20 protein-coding genes and 1 tRNA gene are annotated in these 22,662 nt (G+C 65.8%); 5 read left to right on the top strand and 16 right to left on the bottom strand.

Translation table 11 applies throughout. The features are described 5' to 3' along the window. Positions 1-30: 30 nt before the first annotated feature. The 4 genes from AAFP30_RS04325 to AAFP30_RS04310 form a co-directional block, all read right to left on the bottom strand. Entirely contained in the window at positions 31-816 is a 786-nt protein-coding gene (locus AAFP30_RS04325) for an amino acid ABC transporter ATP-binding protein (protein WP_419228579.1), read from the bottom strand. Further along, positions 806-1,762, bottom strand: coding sequence for an amino acid ABC transporter permease (locus tag AAFP30_RS04320; RefSeq protein ID WP_419228578.1), 957 nt, complete (start codon positions 1,760-1,762; stop codon positions 806-808). Before AAFP30_RS04320 ends, AAFP30_RS04325 begins: the two co-directional genes overlap by 11 nt. Before the next feature lies 1 nt (position 1,763). Beyond that, entirely contained in the window at positions 1,764-2,678 is a 915-nt protein-coding gene (locus AAFP30_RS04315; RefSeq protein WP_419228577.1) for an ABC transporter substrate-binding protein, read from the bottom strand. A gap of 129 nt (positions 2,679-2,807) precedes the next feature. Further along, a complete protein-coding gene (locus AAFP30_RS04310) occupies positions 2,808-3,890 on the bottom strand; it encodes an isocitrate/isopropylmalate dehydrogenase family protein (RefSeq protein WP_419228576.1) in 1,083 nt (360 codons plus the stop codon). A gap of 118 nt (positions 3,891-4,008) precedes the next feature. On the opposite strand from AAFP30_RS04310, the gene AAFP30_RS04305 reads away from it, so the two are divergent. The 3 genes from AAFP30_RS04305 to AAFP30_RS04295 are packed head-to-tail and all read left to right on the top strand — an operon-like array spanning position 4,009 to position 7,789. Further along, positions 4,009-5,496 carry an APC family permease gene (locus AAFP30_RS04305; protein WP_419228575.1) on the top strand — a complete coding sequence of 496 codons (1,488 nt, stop codon included), beginning with the start codon at positions 4,009-4,011 and terminating at the stop codon, positions 5,494-5,496. Positions 5,497-5,526: 30 nt separating this feature from the next. Beyond that, positions 5,527-7,137, top strand: coding sequence for an amidohydrolase (locus tag AAFP30_RS04300; protein ID WP_419228574.1), 1,611 nt, complete (start codon positions 5,527-5,529; stop codon positions 7,135-7,137). A gap of 10 nt (positions 7,138-7,147) precedes the next feature. Beyond that, the gene (locus AAFP30_RS04295; protein WP_419228573.1) at positions 7,148-7,789 is read left to right on the top strand and encodes a TetR/AcrR family transcriptional regulator; all 642 of its coding nucleotides are present in this window, start codon (positions 7,148-7,150) and stop codon (positions 7,787-7,789) included. Between the two features lie 81 nt (positions 7,790-7,870). Here AAFP30_RS04295 and polA read toward each other — a convergent pair whose 3' ends face one another. The 7 genes from polA to AAFP30_RS04260 form a co-directional block, all read right to left on the bottom strand. Then, positions 7,871-10,627 (bottom strand): DNA polymerase I, encoded by a 2,757-nt coding sequence (gene polA / locus AAFP30_RS04290; protein ID WP_419228572.1) that lies wholly within the window; start codon positions 10,625-10,627, stop codon positions 7,871-7,873. Positions 10,628-10,673: 46 nt separating this feature from the next. Further along, entirely contained in the window at positions 10,674-11,243 is a 570-nt protein-coding gene (locus AAFP30_RS04285) for a GNAT family N-acetyltransferase (protein WP_419228571.1), read from the bottom strand. A 26-nt stretch (positions 11,244-11,269) separates the two neighbouring features. Next, positions 11,270-12,052, bottom strand: coding sequence for an ABC transporter ATP-binding protein (locus tag AAFP30_RS04280; RefSeq protein WP_419228570.1), 783 nt, complete (start codon positions 12,050-12,052; stop codon positions 11,270-11,272). Further along, complete coding sequence (locus AAFP30_RS04275; RefSeq protein WP_419228569.1) at positions 12,036-12,992, bottom strand: ABC transporter ATP-binding protein; 957 nt, start codon at positions 12,990-12,992, stop codon at positions 12,036-12,038. Before AAFP30_RS04275 ends, AAFP30_RS04280 begins: the two co-directional genes overlap by 17 nt. Continuing rightward, complete coding sequence (locus AAFP30_RS04270) at positions 12,989-14,206, bottom strand: branched-chain amino acid ABC transporter permease (protein WP_419228568.1); 1,218 nt, start codon at positions 14,204-14,206, stop codon at positions 12,989-12,991. Before AAFP30_RS04270 ends, AAFP30_RS04275 begins: the two co-directional genes overlap by 4 nt. Further along, on the bottom strand, positions 14,203-15,246 hold the full coding sequence (locus tag AAFP30_RS04265) for a branched-chain amino acid ABC transporter permease (protein WP_419228567.1): 1,044 nt from the start codon (positions 15,244-15,246) through the stop codon (positions 14,203-14,205). Before AAFP30_RS04265 ends, AAFP30_RS04270 begins: the two co-directional genes overlap by 4 nt. 91 nt (positions 15,247-15,337) lie before the next feature. Next, positions 15,338-16,576: a branched-chain amino acid ABC transporter substrate-binding protein gene (locus tag AAFP30_RS04260; protein ID WP_419228566.1), complete on the bottom strand. Its 1,239-nt coding sequence runs from the start codon at positions 16,574-16,576 to the stop codon at positions 15,338-15,340. 261 nt (positions 16,577-16,837) lie between these two features. Between AAFP30_RS04260 and AAFP30_RS04255 the strand changes: the two genes are divergently transcribed. Then, positions 16,838-17,524, top strand: coding sequence for a hypothetical protein (locus AAFP30_RS04255; protein WP_419228565.1), 687 nt, complete (start codon positions 16,838-16,840; stop codon positions 17,522-17,524). A gap of 69 nt (positions 17,525-17,593) precedes the next feature. Here AAFP30_RS04255 and AAFP30_RS04250 read toward each other — a convergent pair whose 3' ends face one another. Then, positions 17,594-18,223: an ANTAR domain-containing response regulator gene (locus AAFP30_RS04250; RefSeq protein WP_419228564.1), complete on the bottom strand. Its 630-nt coding sequence runs from the start codon at positions 18,221-18,223 to the stop codon at positions 17,594-17,596. Positions 18,224-18,375: 152 nt separating this feature from the next. On the opposite strand from AAFP30_RS04250, the gene AAFP30_RS04245 reads away from it, so the two are divergent. Next, positions 18,376-18,452, top strand: a tRNA-Leu gene (locus tag AAFP30_RS04245). 78 nt (positions 18,453-18,530) lie between these two features. Here the strand turns inward: AAFP30_RS04245 and AAFP30_RS04240 are convergent. From AAFP30_RS04240 to AAFP30_RS04225, 4 genes are all read right to left on the bottom strand, one after another. Then, positions 18,531-18,749 (bottom strand): hypothetical protein, encoded by a 219-nt coding sequence (locus tag AAFP30_RS04240; RefSeq protein ID WP_419228563.1) that lies wholly within the window; start codon positions 18,747-18,749, stop codon positions 18,531-18,533. A 1-nt stretch (position 18,750) separates the two neighbouring features. Beyond that, on the bottom strand, positions 18,751-20,079 hold the full coding sequence (locus tag AAFP30_RS04235) for an ammonium transporter (RefSeq protein ID WP_419228562.1): 1,329 nt from the start codon (positions 20,077-20,079) through the stop codon (positions 18,751-18,753). A 178-nt stretch (positions 20,080-20,257) separates the two neighbouring features. Next, positions 20,258-21,847: a DUF222 domain-containing protein gene (locus AAFP30_RS04230; RefSeq protein WP_419228561.1), complete on the bottom strand. Its 1,590-nt coding sequence runs from the start codon at positions 21,845-21,847 to the stop codon at positions 20,258-20,260. A gap of 325 nt (positions 21,848-22,172) precedes the next feature. Next, entirely contained in the window at positions 22,173-22,649 is a 477-nt protein-coding gene (locus tag AAFP30_RS04225) for a GyrI-like domain-containing protein (protein ID WP_419228560.1), read from the bottom strand. Positions 22,650-22,662 lie beyond the last annotated feature (13 nt).

Below are 22,662 nucleotides of genomic sequence, written 5' to 3'. Positions count from 1 at the left end.
GCGCTCCTCACACCTCAGGGAGCGAGTTGCTCACAACAACTTCGACAGGAAACCCTGCGTCCGTTCGTGCTGCGGGTTGGACAGCACCTCCCGCGGGTCCCCCTTCTCGACGACCACCCCACCGTCCATGAAGACGAGTTGGTCGGCGACCTCGCGGGCGAAACCCATCTCGTGGGTGACGACCACCATCGTCATGCCGCTGGCGGCGAGTTCCCGCATGACACCGAGTACTTCGCCGACGAGTTCGGGATCCAGCGCCGAGGTCGGTTCGTCGAACAACATCAGCTTCGGTTCCATGGCGAGCGCGCGGGCGATCGCGACGCGCTGCTGCTGTCCACCGGACAACTGCGCCGGATACGTATCGGCTTTGTCGGCCAACCCGACCCGGTCCAACAGATACCGTGCGCGCTCGACGGCGTCCTTCTTCTTCTGTTTCTTCACCTGCGTGGGCGCCTCGATGACGTTCTCCAGCGTGGTGCGGTGCGGAAACAGGTTGAAGTGCTGGAACACCATGCCGATGTCGCGACGTTGCTTGGCGGCGTCCTTGGCGCTCATCTCGTAGAGTTTGTCGCCGCGTTCGCGATACCCGATGAGGTCGCCGTCGACGTAGAGCCGTCCGGCGTTGACCACCTCGAGGTGATTCACACAGCGCAGGAACGTGGATTTGCCCGACCCCGACGGCCCGATCAGGCACATCACCTCCCCGCGACCGACGTCGAGGGTGATGCCCTTGAGTACCTCGAGCGTGCCGAAGTTCTTGCATACCCGATCGGCGCGCACCATCGGGACTTCGGTGGCCGCGGACTCAGCGGGCATCCTCGCCTCCCTCGGTCATCGCGGGCGCATTCTGTGCCGCGGCCATCGCCTTGAGCTGACGCGCCGTCATCTGTCGGCTCGCTCCCTTCGAGTAATAGCGTTCGAGATAGAACTGGCCGACCATCAGGATGCTGGTGATGATCAGGTACCAGGTCGAGGCGACCACGAGTAGCGGGATCGGCTGGAAGTTGACGCCCGAGATGTCGCGGGCCCGGCCATAGAGTTCCAAACTGAACGGCACGGCCGCCACGAGGCTGGTCGTCTTGAGCATGCTGATCAACTCGTTGCCGGTCGGCGGGATGATCACCCGCATCGCCTGCGGCAACACCGTGCGGGTCATGGTCTGTCGCCACGACATGCCGAGCGCCACCGACGCCTCGCTCTGCCCCTCACCCACCGACGACACGCCCGCACGCACGATCTCGGCCATGTACGCGGCCTCGTTGAGTCCGAGACCGATCACCGCGAACAGGAACGCCGCGTTCCATGCCTGAATGTCGAAGTGGGCGAACTGCACGACGAACGGGATACCGAGGTCGATGCGCTTGTAGATCGACGGGAACAGACCCCAGAACACCAACTGCACATAGACCGGGGTCCCGCGGAAGATCCACAGATACACCCACGCGACGGAGCGCAGCACGGGGTTCGGCGACAGCCGCATGATCGCGAGCAGCACGCCGAGCACGATCGCGATGATCATTGCGAGGATGGTCAGGGCCAGCGTGTATCCGACGCCGGACAGGATCCGGGTGTCGAACAGGTACTTCGCGTACGTGTCCCAGCCGTACGCCTTGTTGGTGGCCGCGCCCCAGAGGAACAGACCGACAAGGACGAGCACGATCGCGGCGGCGATCCACTGGCCGGGATGGCGCAGCGGGACCGCCTTGATCGGCGCGGGTTCGTTCGGATCGAGCCCGATGGGCCCGGTCGATGGCGTCGTCACGTCAGCTGACAGCGCCGTTGATGACCGACGTCGGGATCGTGCCGGCCTCGACGCCCCAGTTCTCGGCGATCTGCTTGTACTGCCCGTTGTCGATCAGGTGCTGTACCGCCTGCTGCAGCGCCTTGCCCAGCGGGGAGCCCTTGGCGATCGGGTAGCCGTACGGGGCCGACTCGAAGATGGTGCCGGCCGGTTCCAGCGCACCATTGGAGCGCTTGATCGCGTAGGCGGTCACCGGCGAATCCGCCGACATGGCATCGACCTTGCCCAGCACGAGCGCATTGACGGCCTCGTCCTGCGAATCGAACTTGACCTTCTCGATCGCGGGCTTGCCGGCGTCGGTGCACGCCTTGCTCTTCGCGGGGACCTCGTCGGTGTCCTCGACGGTGGTCGACTGGACCGCGACGCGCTTACCGCACGCGTTGTTCGGGTCGATGTCGGCGCCCTTCTGCTTGGCCCACTGGATGCCCGCGCTGTAGTAGGTGACGAAGTCGACCTGCTGCTCGCGTTCCTTCGAATCGGTGAACGACGACATGCCGACGTCGTAGGTGCCCTGCTGGATGGCCGGGATGATCTTGTCGAAGTCGGCTTCCTTGTAGACGGGGGTCACGCCGAGCACCTGACTGATCGCGTTCATCAGGTCGACGTCGAAGCCGATGATCTTGCCGCTCGGGTCCTTGAACTCGTTGGGCTGGTACGGGACGTTGACGCCGACGATCAACTGACCGGACTGCTTGATCTTGTCCGGCAGGAGCGCGGCGATCTCCGCGACCTTCTCCGCCGTCACCGCGGTGGTGGACGTCGAGGGACCCGACGACGATTCGGACTCGTCGTTCGAGCATCCGGCCAGCATCAACACCAAGACCGCAAACAGCGCGGACACCACCGCGACTGGCCGGGTCGATCGCAGAAAACGCATCACACACCCCATCTGTTCGGTTCCCCCATGCCTGACGCATGGTGAGCGCACACGACGACGGCAGGACGTCGTCGCCCACGGTGTGAACTTACTGGGTCGCAAGCCTTCCCACACGGCGGTTACCAGAGATTAACCGTCGGCGAGCCGTGCGAGGACCGCGTCGGTGAACTCTGCGCAGCTCGCCGTGCCACCCAGGTCTGCGGTGGCGGTCGATGCGGCCAGCGTGTCGGCGACCGCAGCCTCGATCCGACCACCGGTGGCCACCTCCGCGGTGTCCTCGCGGATGGTGCCGTGACGTCGAAATGCCATCGCCACCGACAGCATCATGGCGACCGGGTTCGCGATCCCGCGGCCGGCGATGTCGGGCGCGGCGCCATGCGCGGCCTGCGCCATCACCTTGGCGTCGGAGCAGTTCACCGATGCCGCGATGCCCAACGACCCGGCCAGCTCTGCGGCGAGGTCACTGAGCACATCCCCGAAGAGGTTTTCGGTCACCACCACGTCGAAGTCGCCGGGTCGCCGAACGAGATGGGCGGCCATCGCGTCGACGTGCTGTTCGTCGACGACGAGGTCGGGATACTCCGCGGCGACCTCGCGACACACATCCCGGAACAGTCCCGTCGTCAGTGTCAGCACATTCGCCTTGTGCACGATCGTCAGGTGACCGCGCCGATCACGCGCGGCCGCACAGGCCACCCGCGCGATGCGTTCCGATGCCGCCCGGGTGATCAGGCCGACCGCCAGGGCGACATCGGGGGTCGGCATGAACTCGCCGCTGCCGGCGTACATGTTGCGGTCGGCGTAGAGGCCTTCGGTGTTCTCCCGGACGATCAGTACATCGATATCCGGGGTCGTGGCCCGCACACCCGGAAATGCCTGGGCGGGGCGAAGATTGGCGAACAAGCCAAACCTGGTGCGAATCACCGCGCCCGGTGTGCGACGACGATGCTCGGCCGGATAGCTCGCCGAATCGTGCGGTCCGAGCACCCAGAGATCGAGGTCGTCGAGAGCCCGCAGCGTCGACTCGGGCACGGGATCGCCGTGCGTGTCGATGGCGCCCCGCCCGAACGGCAGCTCCACCCGGTCGAGGGTCAGCTCCTCGAGCCGGGCAGCCGCATCGGCCACGGCCATCGCGGCAGGCACGATCTCCGGACCGATGCCGTCGCCGACGAGGACACCGATCGGGAGCGACGTCGTCGTCGACTGGTTCATGTCGACGATCCTGCCATTCACGGACCTCTTGACAACGCGGGTGACCTGGCTCATATTTGTTACCGAATCAGATTCGGTAACAAATCACGAGCTACGGCCTCCTCCCGAAAGACCTGACATGAACAGTCCCCTCACGTCCGCCCCCGAAGGCGTCGACACCCCGCCGCCCGCGGGGCTGGATCTCAAACAGAACGCGCTCGGCGCACCGGCGATCGCCTTCATGGTGGTCGCGGCGGCCGCACCGCTGACGGTGATGGCCGGGGTCGCGCCGCTGGCGCTCTCGATCGGCGGGGTCGGCGCCCCGGTGGCCTACCTGGCAGCGGGCGCGGCGTTCGCGATCTTCGCGGTCGCGTTCATGGCCATGACCCGCTCGACCGGCGGCAAAGGCGCGTTCTACTCGTACATCACCCTCGGCCTCGGTCGCACGGCCGGCCTGGCCTGCGGTTTGTTGGCCGTGGTGGCCTACAACGCGCTGCAGATCGGCGTGTACGGGCTGATGGCCATCCAGACACAGGACGCCATCGCGCGCCTATTCGGCATCACCATCGACTGGCCGTATCTGGCGATCGCCGCCATCGCGATCGTCTGGTACGTCGGACGGCGAGGGATCGACGTCGGCGCCCGCTTCCTCGGCGTGCTACTCGCCCTGGAAACCGGCATCCTGCTCGTCCTGGCCTTCGCGGTGCTGTTCCAGGGCGGTGCACACGGCATCGGTTTCGAATCCTTCACCCCGTCGGCGATGTTCGCTCCCGGCATGGGCGGCATCCTCGCGTTCGCATTCGCCGCCTTCATGGGCTTCGAGTCCACCGCGCTCTACCGGTCTGAGGCACGCGATCCCGACCGGACCATTCCGCGCGCGACCTATTGGGCCGTCGGTTTCATGGCGATCACGTACTGCTTCATCGTCTGGTCGATCGTGCAGGCCTTCGGTGCCGCCGAGGTCCAGCAAGCGGCCACCGACGACATCGGCGGGCTGTTCTTCTCGGCCATGTCCACCTACGTCGGTACCTGGGCCACCGACGTCATGTCGATCCTCATCGTAACCAGCGCTCTTGCCTCCCAGCTGGCCTTCCACAATGCGATCACGCGCTACACCTATTCGCTGGCCCGCGACGGCGCCCTCCCCTCGGTGCTCGACCGGACACATCCGGTGTACAAGTCGCCGGCGCGTGCCGGCGCACTGCAGACGGTGCTCGCTCTCGTCATCGTCGGTGCATTCGCCGTCGCGGGCGCCGATCCCTACCGGCAACTCCTACTGCTGATGAATACCCCCGGCGTGGTGGGCATCCTGGCGCTGCAGGTCATCACCGCGATCGCGGTGGTCGCCTACTTCGTCCGCAAACGCCTCGTCGCCGTCGAACGCCGCGGAGTGATCGCCGGTGTCATCAGTACCGTCCTCCTCGGCGGGGCGACGACGCTCCTCATCTCCAAGATCAACCTGCTCACCAATGCCGCGTTCGGCACCAACGCGATCCTCGTCGGCCTGGTCGGTGTCGTCCTCATCATCGGAGCCGTTGTCGCACAGTACTTCCGAGTACGCCGACCGGACATCTACGCGCGGATCGGCGGGCTCTACGACGACCCGCTCGCCGACGCCGAACGCTGACCACCACCACTGCAAAAGGAGTCCTGACCGATGAGTCCGGCCGATACCGTCGTCTTCGCACGCACGATCCACACCCTGCGCCCCGGCGCACCCGTCACCGCCTTTCCCGTCCACGACGGCGTGGCCACCGCCGACGGCAACCACGCATCGATCCGTCCGCACATCGGGCGCGGCACCGAGGTGATCGACCTCGGTGCCGCCACCCTCACCCCGGGGTTGATCGACGGCCACATCCATCCGGTGATGGGTCTGAAACTCACTGCCGGCGTTGACCTCTCCTCGGTCACCGATCTCGACGAACTGATCACCGCCCTGCGCGGCGCCACCCTCACCGACGGCTGGCTCCTCGGCTGGGGTCTTGACCCCAACGTGTTCGACGGCCGGCCGGTGACGCATGAACCGCTGGTCACGGCGGTGGGTCCGGACATCCCGGTGGTCATCACCCTGTTCGACGCACACTCCGCACTGGCCAGCCCGGCCGCCCTGCGCGCCGCAGGCATCACCGGTCCGCGGGAGTTCGCCGGGAACGCCGAAATCGTCTGTACCGACGGCACTCCCACGGGCCATCTGCTCGAGTTGGAGGCAACCGAACTCCTCGATGGGGTGCGACCGACGGATTCGGCGATCGAACGCCGCATCCGGTTACGCGACCTGTTGACCTCGATGGCCACGGCCGGGCTCACATCGGGCAACGCGATGGATTTCGAAGCCGACAGCGGTGAACTCGTTGCCGCACTGGAAGACTCGGACGACCTGCCGATGCGGCTGCGGTTCGCGCCGTTCTGTATGCCGGGCACCGACCGCGAACAGTTCGACCACATCGTCGACCTGCAGCGCCGCAGCGGCCGTCGGTGGCGGGTCGATGGCGTCAAGTTCATGATCGACGGCACCATTGACGGCGGCACCGCATGGCTGGAACATGCTGATGCACATGGGGAATCGACGGTGCCGTTCTGGCCCGAGCCCGCCGAGTACCGTGAGGCGCTGCACTACCTCGCCGCGCACGGAGTACCGACGGTCACCCACGCGATCGGCGACGCGGGAATCCGCTATGCCCTCGACACTCTCGCCGACGCCGCACCGTTGGCTTCGGGCGTGCGGCATCGGATCGAACACATCGAGACACTGCCCGACGACCTGGTGCCGCGGTTCGCCGAGTTGGGCGTCGTCGCGAGCATGCAGCCCACCCACTGCACGCTCTACACCCGCGGCGACCAGACCGACAACTGGTCGGTGCGCCTGGGCAAGGAGCGGGCCGACCGCGCCTTCCGCACCCGCGACATCCGCGACGCCGGCGGAGTGCTGGCGTTGGGTTCGGATTGGCCGATCGCCCCGTTCGATCCCCGGCACATCCTCGCCGACGCCCAATTGCGGCGTCGGGCAGGTCATCTCGAGGACCAGCCGGTGCGCGCCGACCAAGGTCTGACCGCGTCGATGGCACTCGAGGGCTACACCTCGCACGCCGCCCGCGCCGAGGGCTCATCGACGGCGGGGTGGATCGGTGTCGGCAGCCGGGCCGATCTCACCGCCTTCGCGGTGGACCCGCTGGCCGCGCCGCCCGACGAGCTCATCGAGGCGCCGGTGGTGCTGACGATGGTCGACGGCGAGCCGGTCCATCGCAGCGAACTGATGCACCGATAGGCTCACACCCGTGCCCCGCCCGCCGTCTCCGTTGCTCGACCGCCCGACCATCGCCCGCGCCGCGCTCGCCGAACTCGATGCGCGCGAGACGTTCACGATGCCCGGCTTGGCCAAGAGCCTCGGGGTGGCGGTGTCGTCGCTGTATCACCACGTCAAGGGGCGCGAGGAGGTCATCGAACTGGTGCGCGGCTCGATCGCCGAGTCGATGAACTCCGACGTCGACTGGTCCGGCGAGTGGCGCGAGTGTGTGGCGGAGTGGGTGCGGGCCTACCGCAACGCCTTCGGCGCGCACCCGGCACTGGTGCGGGTGCTGACCCGGCAGACCGTGGCCGCCCCCGGCATCTTGGCCAGCTACGACAACCTCGCTTCCGCGCTGCGTGACGCCGGCTTCGTCGACTCCGACCTGCTGCACATCATCACCGTGCTCGACACTCTGGCGCTCGGCTCGGCGCTGGACGTGGCCGCGCCAGACGACGTGTGGTCGACGGAAGGGCTTGCCGCCGACAGCCCGCTGGCCGTCGCGGTCGCGGCCGCCCCGCGTGGGTCCGAACGCGCCGACGCCGCATTCGAACTCGGACTCGGACTCATCCTCGACGGGCTCGAACGCCGGCGCCGGCCGAACCACGAAGGGCCCTCACCAAGGGCTTCGTGACGCGTCGGGCTCGCAAGCTCGCTCGTCGCTCCTCAGCCAGCGGGTGGTGCGGACGGAGTGGGGTCGGACCGCATCACAGTTCTAGTGCGCGGCGTCGTCCCAGGACTGGCCGAACCCGACAGACACCTCGAGCGGCACCGACAGTTCGATGGCCGCACCCATCTCCTCCCGCACCACGGTTTCGGCGGCGTCGCGCTCCCCCTCGGCCACCTCGACGACGAGTTCGTCGTGCACCTGCAGCAGCATCCGCGACCGGAGCTGTTCGGCGACAAGGCGTTTCTGCACATTGATCATCGCGACCTTGATGATGTCGGCGGCCGTGCCCTGGATGGGTGCGTTGAGCGCCATGCGTTCGGCGGACTGGCGGCGCTGCCAGTTGTCGCTGTTGAGGTCGGGTAGGTAGCGGCGGCGGCCGAACAGGGTGGCGGTGTACTCGTTGCGGCGGGCCTCGTCGACGACGTTGTGCAGATAGTCGCGGACTCCGCCGAACCGGGCGAAGTAGGCCTCCATCTGTTCCTTGGCCTCGTCACGGCTGATCTTGAGCTGCGCGGCGAGACCGAAGGCGCTCAGGCCGTAGGCAAGGCCGTAGGACATGGCCTTGACCCGGTGCCGCATCTCGGTGGTGACCGCGTCGATGGGCACCCCGAAGGCGCGCGCACCGACGAAGTTGTGCAGGTCCTCTCCGGTATTGAACGCCTCGATCAGCCCCTCGTCCTCCGACAGGTGCGCCATGATCCGCATCTCGATCTGGCTGTAGTCGGCGGTCATCAGGCACTCGTACTCGTGACCCACTGCGCCTTTGCCGACAACAAATCCCTTGCGGATTTGCCGTCCGGCCTCGGTGCGTACCGGGATGTTCTGCAGGTTCGGTTCGGTCGAGGACAGCCGGCCGGTCGCGGCGACGGTCTGATTGAACGTGGTGTGCACGCGGCCGTCGTCTGCGACCGACTTGAGTAGTCCGTCGACGGTGACCTTGAGTCGGGTGGCGTCGCGGTGCTCGAGCAGATGCGCGAGGAACGGATGCTCGGTCTTCTCGTACAGGCTCTGCAGCGCGTCGGCGTCGGTGGTGTAACCGGTCTTGGTCTTCTTGGTCTTCGGCATGTCGAGCTTGTCGAAGAGCACGGTCTGCAGCTGCTTGGGTGACCCGAGGTTGATCTGCTCGCCGATGACTTCGTAGGCGGCGTCGGCGGCGGTCCGGATGCGTTGGGCGAACTCGCTTTCCAGCTCGCCGAAGTGATCCACGTCGACGGCGATGCCGGCCGCCTCGAGCTCGGCGAGCACGAACGCCAGCGGCAACTCCATCTCGGTGAGCAGCGGTTTGGAGTCGATGTTGTCGAGTTCGGTGTCGAGGGTGTCGGCGAGCTCGGCGACCGCACGGGCCTCCAGCATCTGCTGCTCGGCTTGCTTGGCGTCGCCGGCGTCCTCGTCGAGCAGCGACATCTGACCGTCGTCGGGGGCGTCGTCGGCGCGCAGTTCGCGACGCAGATAGCGCAGGGCGAGGTCGTCGAGGTTGAAGGTGCGCTGTCCGGGTCGGACCAGGTAGGCGGCCAGCGAGGTGTCGCTGGTGACGCCGGCGAGTGTCCATCCGCGGGCACGGACCGCGTGGATCGCCCACTTGACCTCGTGCAGCGCCTTGGGCCGCTCGGTGTCGGCCAGCCATACCGACAGTGCCTGCTCGTCGTCGGCGTCGAGCCCGGTGACGTCGACGAAAGCCGACGACCCGTCGGCAGCGGCCACGGCCAGACCGGTGGCGTCCGCATCGACGACGACGTGCGGCGAGGTGACCGCGACGCCGCTGCGGCCGGTGGCGGTGTGCTCGTCGAGCCAGGCGCGCACCTCGCCGGCACCGAGGATCGTGCCGTCGAGGTCGAAGCCCGACTCGGCTTCCGGTTCCACCGAACTCAGGGTGGAGAACAGACGGTCACGCAGGACGCGGAACTCGAGGTCGTCGAACAGCCGGTGGATGCGGTCGCGGTCCCAGCCGACCATCGCGAGGTCGTCGGGTCCCGACGGGAGCTGCATGTCGCGGACGAGCTCGGTCAGTCGGCGGTTGGTGAGCACCGACGCCAGGTTGGCCCGCAACGCGTCACCGACCTTGCCCTTGACCTCATCGACGTGATCGACAAGGGCTTCCAGTGAGCCGTATTCGCGGATCCATTTCGACGCGGTCTTCTCTCCCACGCCGGGAATGCCCGGCAGATTGTCGCTCGGGTCGCCACGCAGCGCGGCGTAGTCCGGGTACTGCGTGGGTGTGAGGTTGTACTTCTTCTCGACCTCGTCCGGGGTGAACCGGGTGAGTTCGGAGACGCCCTTGCGCGGGTAGAGGACGGTCACCGAATCGTCGACGAGCTGCAGCGAGTCACGGTCGCCGGTCACGACGAGCACCTTGTAGCCTGCAGCCTCGGCCTGGGTTGCGAGGGTGGCGATGATGTCGTCGGCCTCGTAGCCCTCCATGGCGAACACCGGGATACCGAGCGCGTCGAGCACCTCTTTGGTCAGGTCGACCTGCCCGTTGAACTCGTCGGGCGACTTGGACCGCTGCGCCTTGTACTCAGGGAACATCTCCGAGCGGAAGGTCTTGCGGGAGACGTCGAAGGCGGCCGCGATGTGGGTGGGTTCCTCGTCGCGCAGCAGGTTGATCAGCATCGACGTGAAGCCGTAGACGGCGTTGGTGGTCTGCCCGGTGGCCGTCTTGAAATTCTCCGCCGGCAGCGCGAAGAACGCCCGGTAGGCCAGCGAGTGGCCGTCGAGGAGCATCAACACCGGCTGCTTGTCGCCCTTGCCGGTGGAGGTTTTGGTCTTGTCCTTGGTCGCCGAAGCGTTGGTCGCGGGACTCACCTCTGCGAGTCTAGTGATGACCACCGACAGCCGGACCGTGCGGTGCTCACCCCTTGCGATACATGGGCCACACCGGTGGACCGCCCTGCGGCAGGGTGATCTCGTCGACGACCTCGAAGCCGAACCGCTCGTACAACGGGACGTTGGCCGGATTGGAACTCTCCAGATACGCGGGCCCGTCGAGCCGATCGAGTCCGGCGCGCAACAACGCGGTGCCGACCCCCAGCCCGGGGACCGCCGCGCCGACGGTGCCGAGATACCAGTGCGGTTCCTTCGGTCGCAGCTTGAGGAAGGTCTCCTCCAGGATCAGCCCCCGGCGTATCTGCCCGCGCATGGACGCGATGAATCCCGGCATCGCGCGGATCTGCATCATCGGCGTGATCTTGTGGCCCGGCGGATCCCACATCGCGGCACCGATGGGCGCGCCGTCGCGCAGCGCCAGGTCCATCGACGCGGCCGGACCGTGCGCCCACCGCGCCAGCGTCCGGAACAACGTCGTATCGCGGCGTGGGTCGTCGTTGAGCCAGCGCACCACCGGGTCGGCGGCAAATGCTTGGGCCAGCAGCGAACTCACGAGATCGACATCCTCGGTGGCGGTGACCGTTATGTCCGGCATACCACCCAGACTACCGAGTCAGCGGCTCATGCCACCCCGAGATAGGCCTCGCGCACCGCGTCGTCGACGAGCAGGTCCTTGCCCGCACCCTCCTTGGTGATGAGGCCGGTCTCCAGGATGTACCCGCGGTCGGATCGGCTCAACGCCTGCTGCGCATTCTGTTCGACGAGCAGGATGGTGGTGCCGTCGGCGTTGATCTGCGCGATGATCCGGAAGATCTGCTGAATCACCATGGGCGCCAACCCCATCGACGGTTCGTCGAGCAGCAGCAGTTTGGGCCGTGCCATCAGGGCGCGACCGATCGCGAGCATCTGCTGTTCCCCGCCGGACATGGTGCCGCCGTACTGCTTTCGCCGTTCACCGAGACGCGGGAACAACTCGAAGACCTGGTCCAGCGCCTCGTTGTACTCGCTCTTGCCGTCGAATTTCCTTCCGTAGCAACCCATGTCGAGGTTCTCCAGCACGGTCATGCCGGGGAAGATCCGCCGCCCCTCCGGAACCTGGATGATGCCGCGTCTGACCCGCTCGTGCGGGGCGAGTTTGGTGATCGATTCCCCGTTGAACAGGATGTCACCGCCGGAGAGCTTGTTGAGTCCGGAGATGCCGCGCATCGTCGTCGATTTCCCGGCACCGTTGGCACCCAACAGGGTGACCAGTTCACCGGCCCCCACCTGCAGCGAAATACCGTGCAGCGCACGGATTCGGCCGTAGTGGATGACGACGTCGCGCAACTCCAGAACGGTGGTCCGGGCGGCCGGCGCGGCGTCCTCGGTATGGGGTGTCACAGCCGGATCAGACGGTGTTGTCATCGGGCACTCCCAGGTAGGCGGCGATCACGGCGGGGTTGTCCCGGACGTCCTTGGGCGGGCCCTCGGCGATCTTGCGGCCGAACTCGAGCACCACGATCCGGTCGGTCACACCCATCACCAACCGCATGTCGTGTTCGATGAGCAACACGGTGTAGCCGTCGTCGCGAATCTTCTTGATCAGCTCCATCAACGCGGTCTTCTCGATGGGGTTGAAGCCTGCGGCGGGTTCGTCGAGACACAGCAGTTTCGGTTCGGTGGCCAGTGCGCGGGCGATCTCGAGTCGACGCTGGTCGCCGTAGGGCAGGTTCGACGCCTTCTCCGCCGCCCGGGGACCGATGCCGACGAACTCGAGCAGCGCCATCCCGCGGTCGACGGCGTCGTGTTCCTCCCGATAATGCCGCGGCGTGCGGAAGATGCCACCGAACACCGACGTCTTGTGGCGGGCGTCGGTGCCCACGCAGACGTTCTCCAGTGCGGTCATCTCACCCCACAGTCGCACGTTCTGGAAGGTGCGGGCGATGCCGAGGCGGGTGATCTGGTGTCGTTTGATCTTGCCCAGCGGTTTGCCGTCGAAGGTGACCGTGCCGCGCGACGGTGTGTAGACACCGGTGATCGCGTTGAAGCAGGTCGTCTTGCCGGCACCGTTGGGGCCGATCAGGCCGAGGATCTCGCCACGTTTGATGTCGAAGGTGACGTCATCGAGGGCGGCCAACCCACCGAACTCGACGGTCAGACCGTTCACCTCGAGCAGCTTGTCACCCTCGGCAGTCGCGATGTCACGTTGCGGTGCAACGGCTTCGGCGACCGCCTCGGGATCGGCGAGATCGGGGTCTATGGCGGTGAGATCCACGATGGTGGTGGCCTCGGGATCCTCGACCGCCTCCTCCATCTGTGCGGCGAACTCGGGTGGCGAGTCGTCGTCGGGGTTGCGGTGGGTCACGCGCTCACCTCCTCGTTCGGCGTCGTGTCCGGGGCCCGGTGGCGGACCGCCGAATACACCTGCCGACCGTACGTCACCAGTCGTGCCCGGGCCGGGAAGAGTCCCTGCGGCCGGAAGATCATCAGCACGACCAGCGCGAGTCCGAAGAACAGATACTTGAAGTCACTCAACGATTGTCCGCCGACCTCGACGCCCTGCAAGCGTGCCGGCAGGTAGACGATGACGAACGCGCCGACGATGACGCCGAGCTTGTTGCCCTGACCGCCGAGAACGACGGCACACAGGAACAGCATCGAGTTGATGACGGTGAATGCCTTCGGGTCGACGTACTGGACCTGTCCGGCGTAGACCGCGCCCGAGAGACCGCCGATGCCGGCTCCGATGACGAAGGCCCACAGCTTGTACTTGAACGTCGGCACTCCCATGATCTCGGCGGCGTCTTCGTCCTCGCGGATCGCCACCCAGGACCGGCCGACGCGACTGCGCTCCAGGTTGCCGATGACGATCAGCACGATGATCACCAGCGCCATGCCCAGCCAGAACCACCAGACGCCGTAGTTGAACGGTGGGGTGTTGTTGGCGTTGGAGAACACCCCGTCGGGGTGCTTGTCGGTGGTGAAGAGCTCCGGGAACAACACGTTCTGCAGACCCGAGGCACCGTTGGTGATGTCGACGAGATTGTCGGCGAGCAGTCGGACGATCTCACCGAAGCCCAGGGTCACGATCGCGAGGTAGTCGCCGCGCACGCGCAGCGTTGGGGTGCCGAGGATGAGTCCGGTGATGCCGGTGATCACGATCGCCAGCGGAACACAGGCCAGCCACGCCCACGGCCCGGAGAAGATGCCGTGGTCTGTGCTGCCCCACAACGGGCTCGCCGGCGAGGTCAGCAGCGCAACGACATAGGCGCCGACGGCGTAGAAGCCGACGTAACCGAGGTCGAGCAGACCGGTCTGACCGACCACCACGTTGAGGCCGATGGCGATCAGCGCGGTCATCGCGAAGGTCGCCATCACCACACCGAAATCGGTTGCGGTGGTGGTCAGCAACGGAGGCTTGATGATCGGCAGGAAGGCGATGAGCAGGATGGCCGGGATGCCGACGGCCCACTGTCCGACACGGGGCAGGGAGTCCCACCAGACGCGGATTCGGTCGCCGAGGCCGCGGGGTGTCGCGCCGTCGAACGCGCCCGGCGTCGCGGGTTCTTGTGTCGTCATACCCTCGCCTTCCCCAGCTTCTCGCCCAGGATTCCGGTCGGGCGGAACATCAGCACCAGGATCAGCAGGACGAATGCGACGACGTCCTTCCACTGGTTACCGAAGACCACCGATCCATAGTTTTCCATGACACCGAGCAACAGACCGCCGAGCAATGCGCCGCGGACATTGCCGATACCGCCGAGGACCGCGGCGCAGAACGCCTTGATACCCAGGATGAAACCGCCGTAGTAGACGATGTTCGTCGGCACCCGCAGCGTGTAGAGCATCGCCGCGGCGCCCGCGAGCAGGCCGCCGATCAAGAAGGTGACGGTGATGATGCGGTCCCGGGACACGCCCATCAGCAGGGCGGCATCGGGGTCTTGTGCGACCGAACGGATTCCGCGACCCAGCCGGGTCTGGTTGATCATCGCGTCGGTACCGAGCGCGAGGATCAGCGCCGAAAAGATGATGATCATCGTGACATTGGTGACCGGCGCCCCGAAGATGGTGAACTCCTTCACCGGTTCGACGAGGCGGATGGTCGGCTGGCCGCTGGACCCGCCGAGCTGCGGTTCCACCGGGAACTTCGGCAGGATGTAGTGCACGAATTCCTGCAGCACGAAGGACATGCCGATGGCGGTGATGAGGAAGGCCAGGGGTTTGGCGCCGCGTCGTCGGAGCGGGCGATAGGCGACGAACTCGAGACCCACCGCCGCACCACCGGAGACCGCCATGCCGCACAGTGCGGCGATGACCAGGTAGACGCAGGTCATCACGACGCCCTCGTTATAGGCGTTGCCCGACGGCGAGAAGCCCAGCAGCAGCAGGCCGATGTAGGTGCCGAACATGCCGAGCATGAACACTTCGGAATGCGCGAAGTTGATCAGCCGCAGCACGCCGTAGACGAGCGTATAACCAACTGCCACAAGGGCATAGATGGCACCGTAGGTGAGCCCCTCAATGGTCAGGCCCCAAAAGCCTTCTTTCAGTGAGCCGAGATCGAAGCCGATGGTGCTCGCCACCGTCATCGACGACTCGGCCAACGAATACACGATCATGCGCGCCTTTCAACCTTGCGTTGTCGCATCCGGTCCCCGCAGACCACGGTGCGCCCGGGCTTGGCGACCCGGGCGCACCGTGGGAGTTGTCCTACTTGACTTCGTAGACCCAGATGAGCGACGACGTCAGCTCACCGGTCGGGGTCCACTCGTAGGTGCGGGCCAGACCCGGACCCTTGTAGGTGCGGACGTAGTTGAGCAACTGCGGGCGGGTGGTCTGTCCCGACGCGATGCCCTTCATCAGGATGCTGGCGAGGTCGTAGGCCTCCACCGAGTACACGCCCGGCGCCTGCTTGAACGCGGTCTCGTACTCGCTCTTGAACTTGTCCGGTGCCGGACCACACGGGCACGAGAGAACCGCACCCTGGGAGGCGTCGCCGGCCTGCGCGGTGAACTGCGGATCGTTGGTGCCGTCACCGGAGACGAAGGTCGCGGTTGATCCCGCCGACTTCAACTGCTGCGCCAGCGGTGCGGCCTCGGCGTAGTAGCCGGAGTAGAAGATGGCGTCCGGGTTGGCGGCGGTGACCTTGGAGATGATCGCGGAGAACTCGCGGTCGCCCTTCTTGACGTCACCGGAGCAGGAGGCGTCGGCGGCGGAGCCGAGGGTCGTGGTCATCGCCTTGGCCAGGCCGATGCCGTAGTCGGTGTCGTCCTTGATGACGCACACCTTCTTCTTGCCCATGGTGCCGGTCAGATACTTCGCGACCGCCGGGCCCTGGACGTCGTCGTTCGCCAGGCCGCGGAAGAAGGTCTTCCAGCCGTTGTCGGTGAGGGTGGGGTTGGTGGCCGAGGCGGTGACCGATACCAGGCCGGCCTGGTTGAAGATGCCGCCGGTGGCCTTGGTCTCGCCGGAGAAGGCGGGTCCGATCAGGCCGACGATCGAGTCGTCATTGGCGATCTGCGGGGCGACCTGCGTCGCCTTCTGCGGATCACCCTCGGTGTCAAAGGTTTTCAGCGTGATCTGGCAGTTCGCGTTGGCCTTGTTGTGCTGGTCGACGGCGAGCTGCGCCCCGTTGCGGATGTTGATGCCGAGTGCTGCGTCGGCGCCGGTGAGTGCTCCGGCCATCGCGATGGTGGTCGCCGGGCACTGGGCGTTGCCGTCGCCGGCCGGATTGAGGGCCTGTGACTCCTCGTTGGCCTCGACCTTGTTGCCCTGGGTGTCGATCTGCGCGAGCGGCGCGATCGTGAGGCCCGAACTCGCCGCGGCGGAACCGCTTTCCCCACCACTTGCGGTCGACCCCGAGTCACTCGATTTGCTGCTACACGCGGAGACGGCCAGAACACTGGCCATGGCCACCGCGAGAGCACCAGTCGTCATACGACGATGCATTTCTCATACCTCTCACTACACCCCACCCGACACTCACGCGCCGAGAGATCTGCTGAGGAGACCTTCGCAAAACATAGTCCGAAACCGGGGCAGCCGCGATGGATTGACGCCAAACAATCGGGAGTGTCGTCGGTGTGTTTTCACAGAATTTACGGCCATCCGGCGGTCGAATCCGTCAACCGACATGCGCAGCCGCCGAAGAGTCGTGCCGGCGGGCGGACAACTCGATAACGTCATCGCTGGCAGACCGGAGGAATGCAGATGACGATCGACGACGGTGCACCCACCGATCCCCTGCCACGCGCCGAACGACGATGGACCGCGTCGGCCTTCGTCCTGGTCTCCATGGCGGTGCCGTTCCTACTCCCCGGGCGCTACTCGCCCGGCATCGACTATTACCTGCCGTGGCTGTTTCCGGCGATCGAAGGCGTGGTGCTCGTGGCGCTGATCATCCTCGACCCCGGTCGGATAGATCAGCCCGGACGATGGGTTCGAACACTCTCGCTCATCCTTGTCGCGGCCATCGCGTCGGGAGCTGCGTGGAGCGCAGCGCGGCTCCTCTGGGATCTCCTCCACGGCAACCCCCAGACGACCGTCGCGACCGAGCTGCTCATCTCCGGCGCGCTGGTGTGGCTGCAGACCATCATCGCGTTCGCCTTCTTGTACTGGGAGACCGACAACGGCGGACCCGTAAGCCGGCACCTCCGACACCGGGAGCGTGCCGATCTGGTGTTTCCCCAGCAACTCAGCCCCGAACTCGCTGCACCGGGGTGGCGTCCGATCTACTTCGACTATCTCTATCTGGCGCTGAACAACGCGACCGCCTTCAGCCCCACCGATGTCATTCCGTTCGCCCGATGGGCGAAGCTGGCCATGGCGCTGCAGTCGATTCTGTCGATCATGATCCTGAGCCTCGTTGTGGCCAATGCGGTCAACCTGCTGGGCTGATCGTCACCGCTCACGCCCCGGGATCAGCGCAGGCCATCCCGGAACGTCGATACTGCCACCGCTCGGCGACTACTCCGCCGGAGTCCCGAGGGTCTCGACGACGACGACGGCCACCGCCTTCATCGTGGTGCGCCGATCCATCGCCGCGCGCTGAATCCACTTGAACGCCTCGGGTTCTGTGAGCGATTGCTTCTCCATCAGCAATCCCTTCGCGCGTTCCACGAGCTTGCGGGTCTCGAGGCGGTCCGCCATGGTGGCGACCTCCTTCTCGAGCGCGCTGAGTTCGTTGTAGCGGCTGACCGCCACCTCGATGGCCGGCACCAGATCAGCCTTCGTGAACGGTTTCACGAGGTAGGCCATCGCGCCGGCATCCCGCGCCTTCTCGATGAACTCGCGTTGACTGAACGCGGTCAGCATGACCACCGGCGCGAGCTTCTTCTGCGCGATCTCGGTGGCGGCGTCGATGCCGTCACGGACCGGCATCTTCACGTCCATGATCACCAGATCCGGACGCAGGTTCTCGGTGAGATCGACCGCGACCTGACCGTTGGGCGCCTCCCCGACGACGTCGTACCCCTCCTCGCGGAGCATCTCGATGAGATCCATCCGGATCAGCGAGTCGTCCTCGGCCACCAGCACTCGATGGGTCGTCACCTGTCCATCGGTTTGTGCCGCTGCGCTGTCTGTCACCGTCACCATCCCCTCCTCCGCCGTTGACCTGCACCGTCGATGTCCACGACCAGCACGATCACGCACGCGCTGATGCGTGCAGAGTACCGGTTGGTAGGCGCTTCGGCCGATCATCTAGAGTGAACTGTCGCAGCCGCCACACCAGGTGCGCGACCGCGGATGCCCTCGTAGCCCAATTGGCAGAGGCAACGGATTCAAAACCCGTCCAGTGTGAGTTCGAGTCTCACCGAGGGCACCACAAATCCCGCCGACCAACACGCGTGGTCGGCGGGATTGTGTATGCGTGGCACGCCTCAGCGACACCACGTCCGACGATTCAGTAGACCGGCGGCTCCCCTTCGGCGGCGGGTCCCGGCTCCACCGGCTTGTGCTCGATGATGGCTTTGTACGCCTCGTTCTCGTGAGTGATCATTCGTACGAAGAACGCGACGAACAGCACGACCGCGAGGACGAAGACGATCCACACGCCAACCGAGTGACCACCGAAGGTGAACACCACGTCGGCATCGTCGTAGGACTCGAACGGGTTGAACATCTCAGCGCTCCTCGATTGTCGCGATAGGCATCTTGTCCGCACGCATCACCGTGACCGGGATGCCCTCCGGGTACGGGGTCGCCGGCACCTCGGTCAGGTCGAGTCCGTGTTCCTCCACCTCTGCTGGGATACGGAGCATGCCGATCTTCTTGAGAGCCAAGGAGACCAGGTAGGCCGGAATGAACCCGAGTGCCACGAAGACCAGTCCGCCGACGATCTGACCCCAGAACGAGATGCTGGGGTTCCCATCGGTGTTCGGGTAGCCGGCGAGGAAGACCCCCACCATGATCACCGAGTAAAGTCCGATGCCTCCGTGCACCGCCACTGCGCCGACGACGTCGTCGATCTTGAACTTCTCCAACAGTTTTCCGATGTACGGCACGAGGGCGCCGGCGGCGAGCGCGATGATGAACGCCAGCGCGGGGTGGTAGAGGTCCATCCCCGACGCGACACCGATGACACCGGCGAGACCGCCCGAGATCGTCCAGAACGGCTCACCCCGAGACGTGATGTAGGCACCGATGATGCCGCCGGCCAGACCCATCAACGTGTTGAATGCGAAGGCGGACAGCGTCGTCGGGCTTCCGTAGATCGTTGCGTATCCTTCCGGACCGTAGATCACGCAGCCCATCAGGAAGCCGAAGAAGCCGGCGAAGATGAGCATCAGACCCACCATGGTGAGCGGCAGGTTGTGCGGTCGGATGGTGACCGGCGAACCATCTTCGCGAAAGCGTCCGATCCGTGGGCCGAGGTTGATCAGGATGCCGAGCGCCGCGAAACCGGCGATCGTGTGCACACATCCGGCGGCGCCGACGTCATGAAAGCCCATCTTGGTGAGCATCCAACCGGCGCCGTGCCACCCCCAGGCCGCGCCGATGATCCATACGACCGAACCCACAAGAACCGTGAGGATCAGAAATGCGCTGGTCCGTATCCGCTCGAGGACCGCGCCGGACATGATCGAACCGGTGGTGGCTGCGAACAGGGCGAACGCACCCCAGAAGATACCGCTGGAGGAGTCCTGAATGTTCGGGCCCATGTTGTCGCTCCACGGCAACGCCGCCTTGGCGGCATCGTTGAATTCGATGAAGCCACTGGGCATTGCGTTGTAGAGGAACCATCCGACGAAGAAGAAGGACGCCACGATCGTGGCGAACGCGAGCAGGTTCTTCATCGCAGTGGCGAGGACGTTTTTCGATCGTGACGCTCCGACCTCATAGGCCAGGAATCCCGCGTGAATGAACATCATCAGGGCGATCGACACCCAGTAGAAAAACTCGTTGTTGACCGACGACATCGTCGTGATGGCGTCTCCGACTTCCGGTGGCAAGGCAGACCTCCACTGGCACATAGCCTGTTTCACATGAGTGATGAATGCGCACTAACGGTGTACGCAGCCCTGACTCTAGGTGTGCCGATATCGCGCGCACGTGGCCAATCGGTAAAAAGATCGTAAATCGCGCTTAGCGGACATCAAGGAGAGCCCCGACGCTGGACCGAGCGCGACCTCAGAACGGCGCCTCGGGTCCTTCGTTATGTCGCTTCCGGTTCCGACTCCTCTCCGCCCGCCGTCGGGCATGTTTGTTCGCCGTCCGACTGCGGGTGCGTGTCGGGCGTTCCTGATTCGGGGCGTCGGAGGCCGGTGGGGCCTGGGGTGGGGCGGTGTAGCGGATGCGGCGCAGCCCGGGGAAGAGTTCTTCCATGGTCTCGGCCTCACCCGGGATGACAAAACCCTCGGGAGTGACTGTCTCCGTGCGCAACTGGTCGTTCTCGTCGCGCCACTGGTCGTCGAGCCACCCCGAGAACGTCTTGAGCAGGTGCCAGGGCCGGCATTTTGGGTTCATGTTGTCCGAGGTGGTCTGTCCGCCGGCGCTGGGGTTGTCGTGGTCGAACTCCTCCACATGCTCGGCATCGCACTCCCAGGCGCTCTTGGTGCAGCCGGGTTCGCTGCACACGCCGTGGCGGATGCGGATGAACGCGTCGAGCGAGGTGGTCGGCCGGTACGGATCCGACGCCAGTGATCCGGGCCGCGTGAAAGTGCCGTCCGGGTTCATCGGCGTGCCCGGCGGAATCAGCGGTGCGATCCGCGCATCCGGGCGAGCGGCGAGCTCGCGGACGTGCTCGTCGTCGATCACGCCGTGACCGTCGAGGTAGCCGGGATTGTTCGCGGTCCCGTTGAGGGTGGCTTCGTCGCAGACGACGTGGATGACGAACTTCGGGGCGATCGGCACCAGCGCCTTCGACCGAGCGTCTTCGATGCCGTCGGTGGCAGCGTCGTCGAGAGTCAGTACGGTGACCGCGCAATCGTCGCGCCCGCACTCACACGCGAAATCGCCGCCGGTCAACAACGCGAACTCCAGATCCGACTCCCGCTGCGGCGTGGTGCGTCCATCGTGCTCACACACTTTCGCCGCGGGGGTCGCCGCGAGACTGGCATACGCCAGACGCGCGTTCTCCGCCGACATCACCGCGGTCAACTCGGCGGTGCCATCGCGGCGGTTCTCCACCCAGACGCCACGCTTGTCGATGGCGTCCTTGCGGCGTTCGCGCACCGCATCCGGATCGTGCCGGAAGATGATGCGGTCCACCATGTTCCGCAGAGCCTTGGTGGAGAACGTGCCCTTGCGTAACCGTCGAGCGATCTCCGCATCGACCTCGGGGGCATAGGATTCGCCGTCGATCAGATCGGTGTCAGTGATGATCTGCTGAGCCTGACGCTGAGAGATCACCCCGTCGCCGAGGCACTCGAACACATCGGGCAGGCGGTCCCGCAACACCACCGCCTCGTTCAACAGCACTTCGGCCTGGTGGCGAGTCATCGCCCGCGTCTGCGCGATCCGCGTCGCTGCGTCGGCGAAGCCGTCGACGACGAACCCGTCGGTGTCCTCACGCGGGGCGACGTAACGGTCGTAGACGACCTGCGCCGTCCGGTAGTCGCAGTAGGCGAGGTAGGAGTGGCCGCGGTCGAGGTCGGTCATGCCGAGTAGGAGGTCGTTGATCGGGGCCTCATCGGCGTCGGCGGGATCGATTCCGCCGAGGAAAGCAGCCGGCAACCCACGCCACAACGGCGCGTCGGGTGAACCAGCTGCTGTCGACACGCGAGCGACCTTTCAGAGATGCGGACATGGCTGCAGGACACCCACATTCATCTCTGATGCGACCCCTCAAACCTGGGGTCGCGGCGCTTCGTTCGTTGTCTTCTTCCTGCTACCGAGAACATACCCCGGGGGTCTGACAAGTTTGTTTTCTCGCGTTGCCCTTCGACACGCTCGCGGGTCCTGAGCAAGCGAGCTTGCGAGCGCGACGAAGGGCGGCTGGCGCCTCGCGGGCTGCTCAGGGAGCGGTTGGGGGCGGAAGGGGGCCGGGTTGGGGAGCGCGAGCGGAAGGGGCGAGGCTCAGCGAGCGAGCCGACCGGTGCCGCGATCAGGTCACGGGAACGACGACCTCGGTGACCATGGAGTCCGGGTCGGCGTCGGGTGTCGGCTCGGTCACGTAGACCTCCCAGGCGAACTCCCCCGGTGTCAGACCCTGCTCGCCGATCCAGGCGAACACAGCCGCGTACACCTCAGGAAGCAGGTCGTAACTACCGCGGTGCACATGGCGGGCGACCTTGCCTCCAGGAGTTCGCATCCCGACCACCGAATCGGTGTCGGGGAAAGCTGCATCGACGGGGAACGCCGCCCCCATGTCCATCGCCATTCCGTCGGCGGTCTGAGTCGGCATGGAGAATGTCAATCCGTATGCGGGACCGGCCACTTCACGCTCCGACTGCTCGATCGCCGACAAGAGAAGCGGAAATGCCTCGTCGTAGAAGTTCGGAATCTGTTCCATCACCACGGTTTTGCGCACCACGGCGAGTTCGACCGACTCGAGTTCGATGACCTCTGGGATGATGTCCATGCCTCGAGCGTAC

The organism is Gordonia sp. CPCC 205515 (genome assembly GCF_048537925.1).
In the GTDB taxonomy this organism is placed as follows: Bacteria; Actinomycetota; Actinomycetes; order Mycobacteriales; family Mycobacteriaceae; genus Gordonia.
This window is presented reverse-complemented; position numbering and strand designations above follow the sequence as displayed.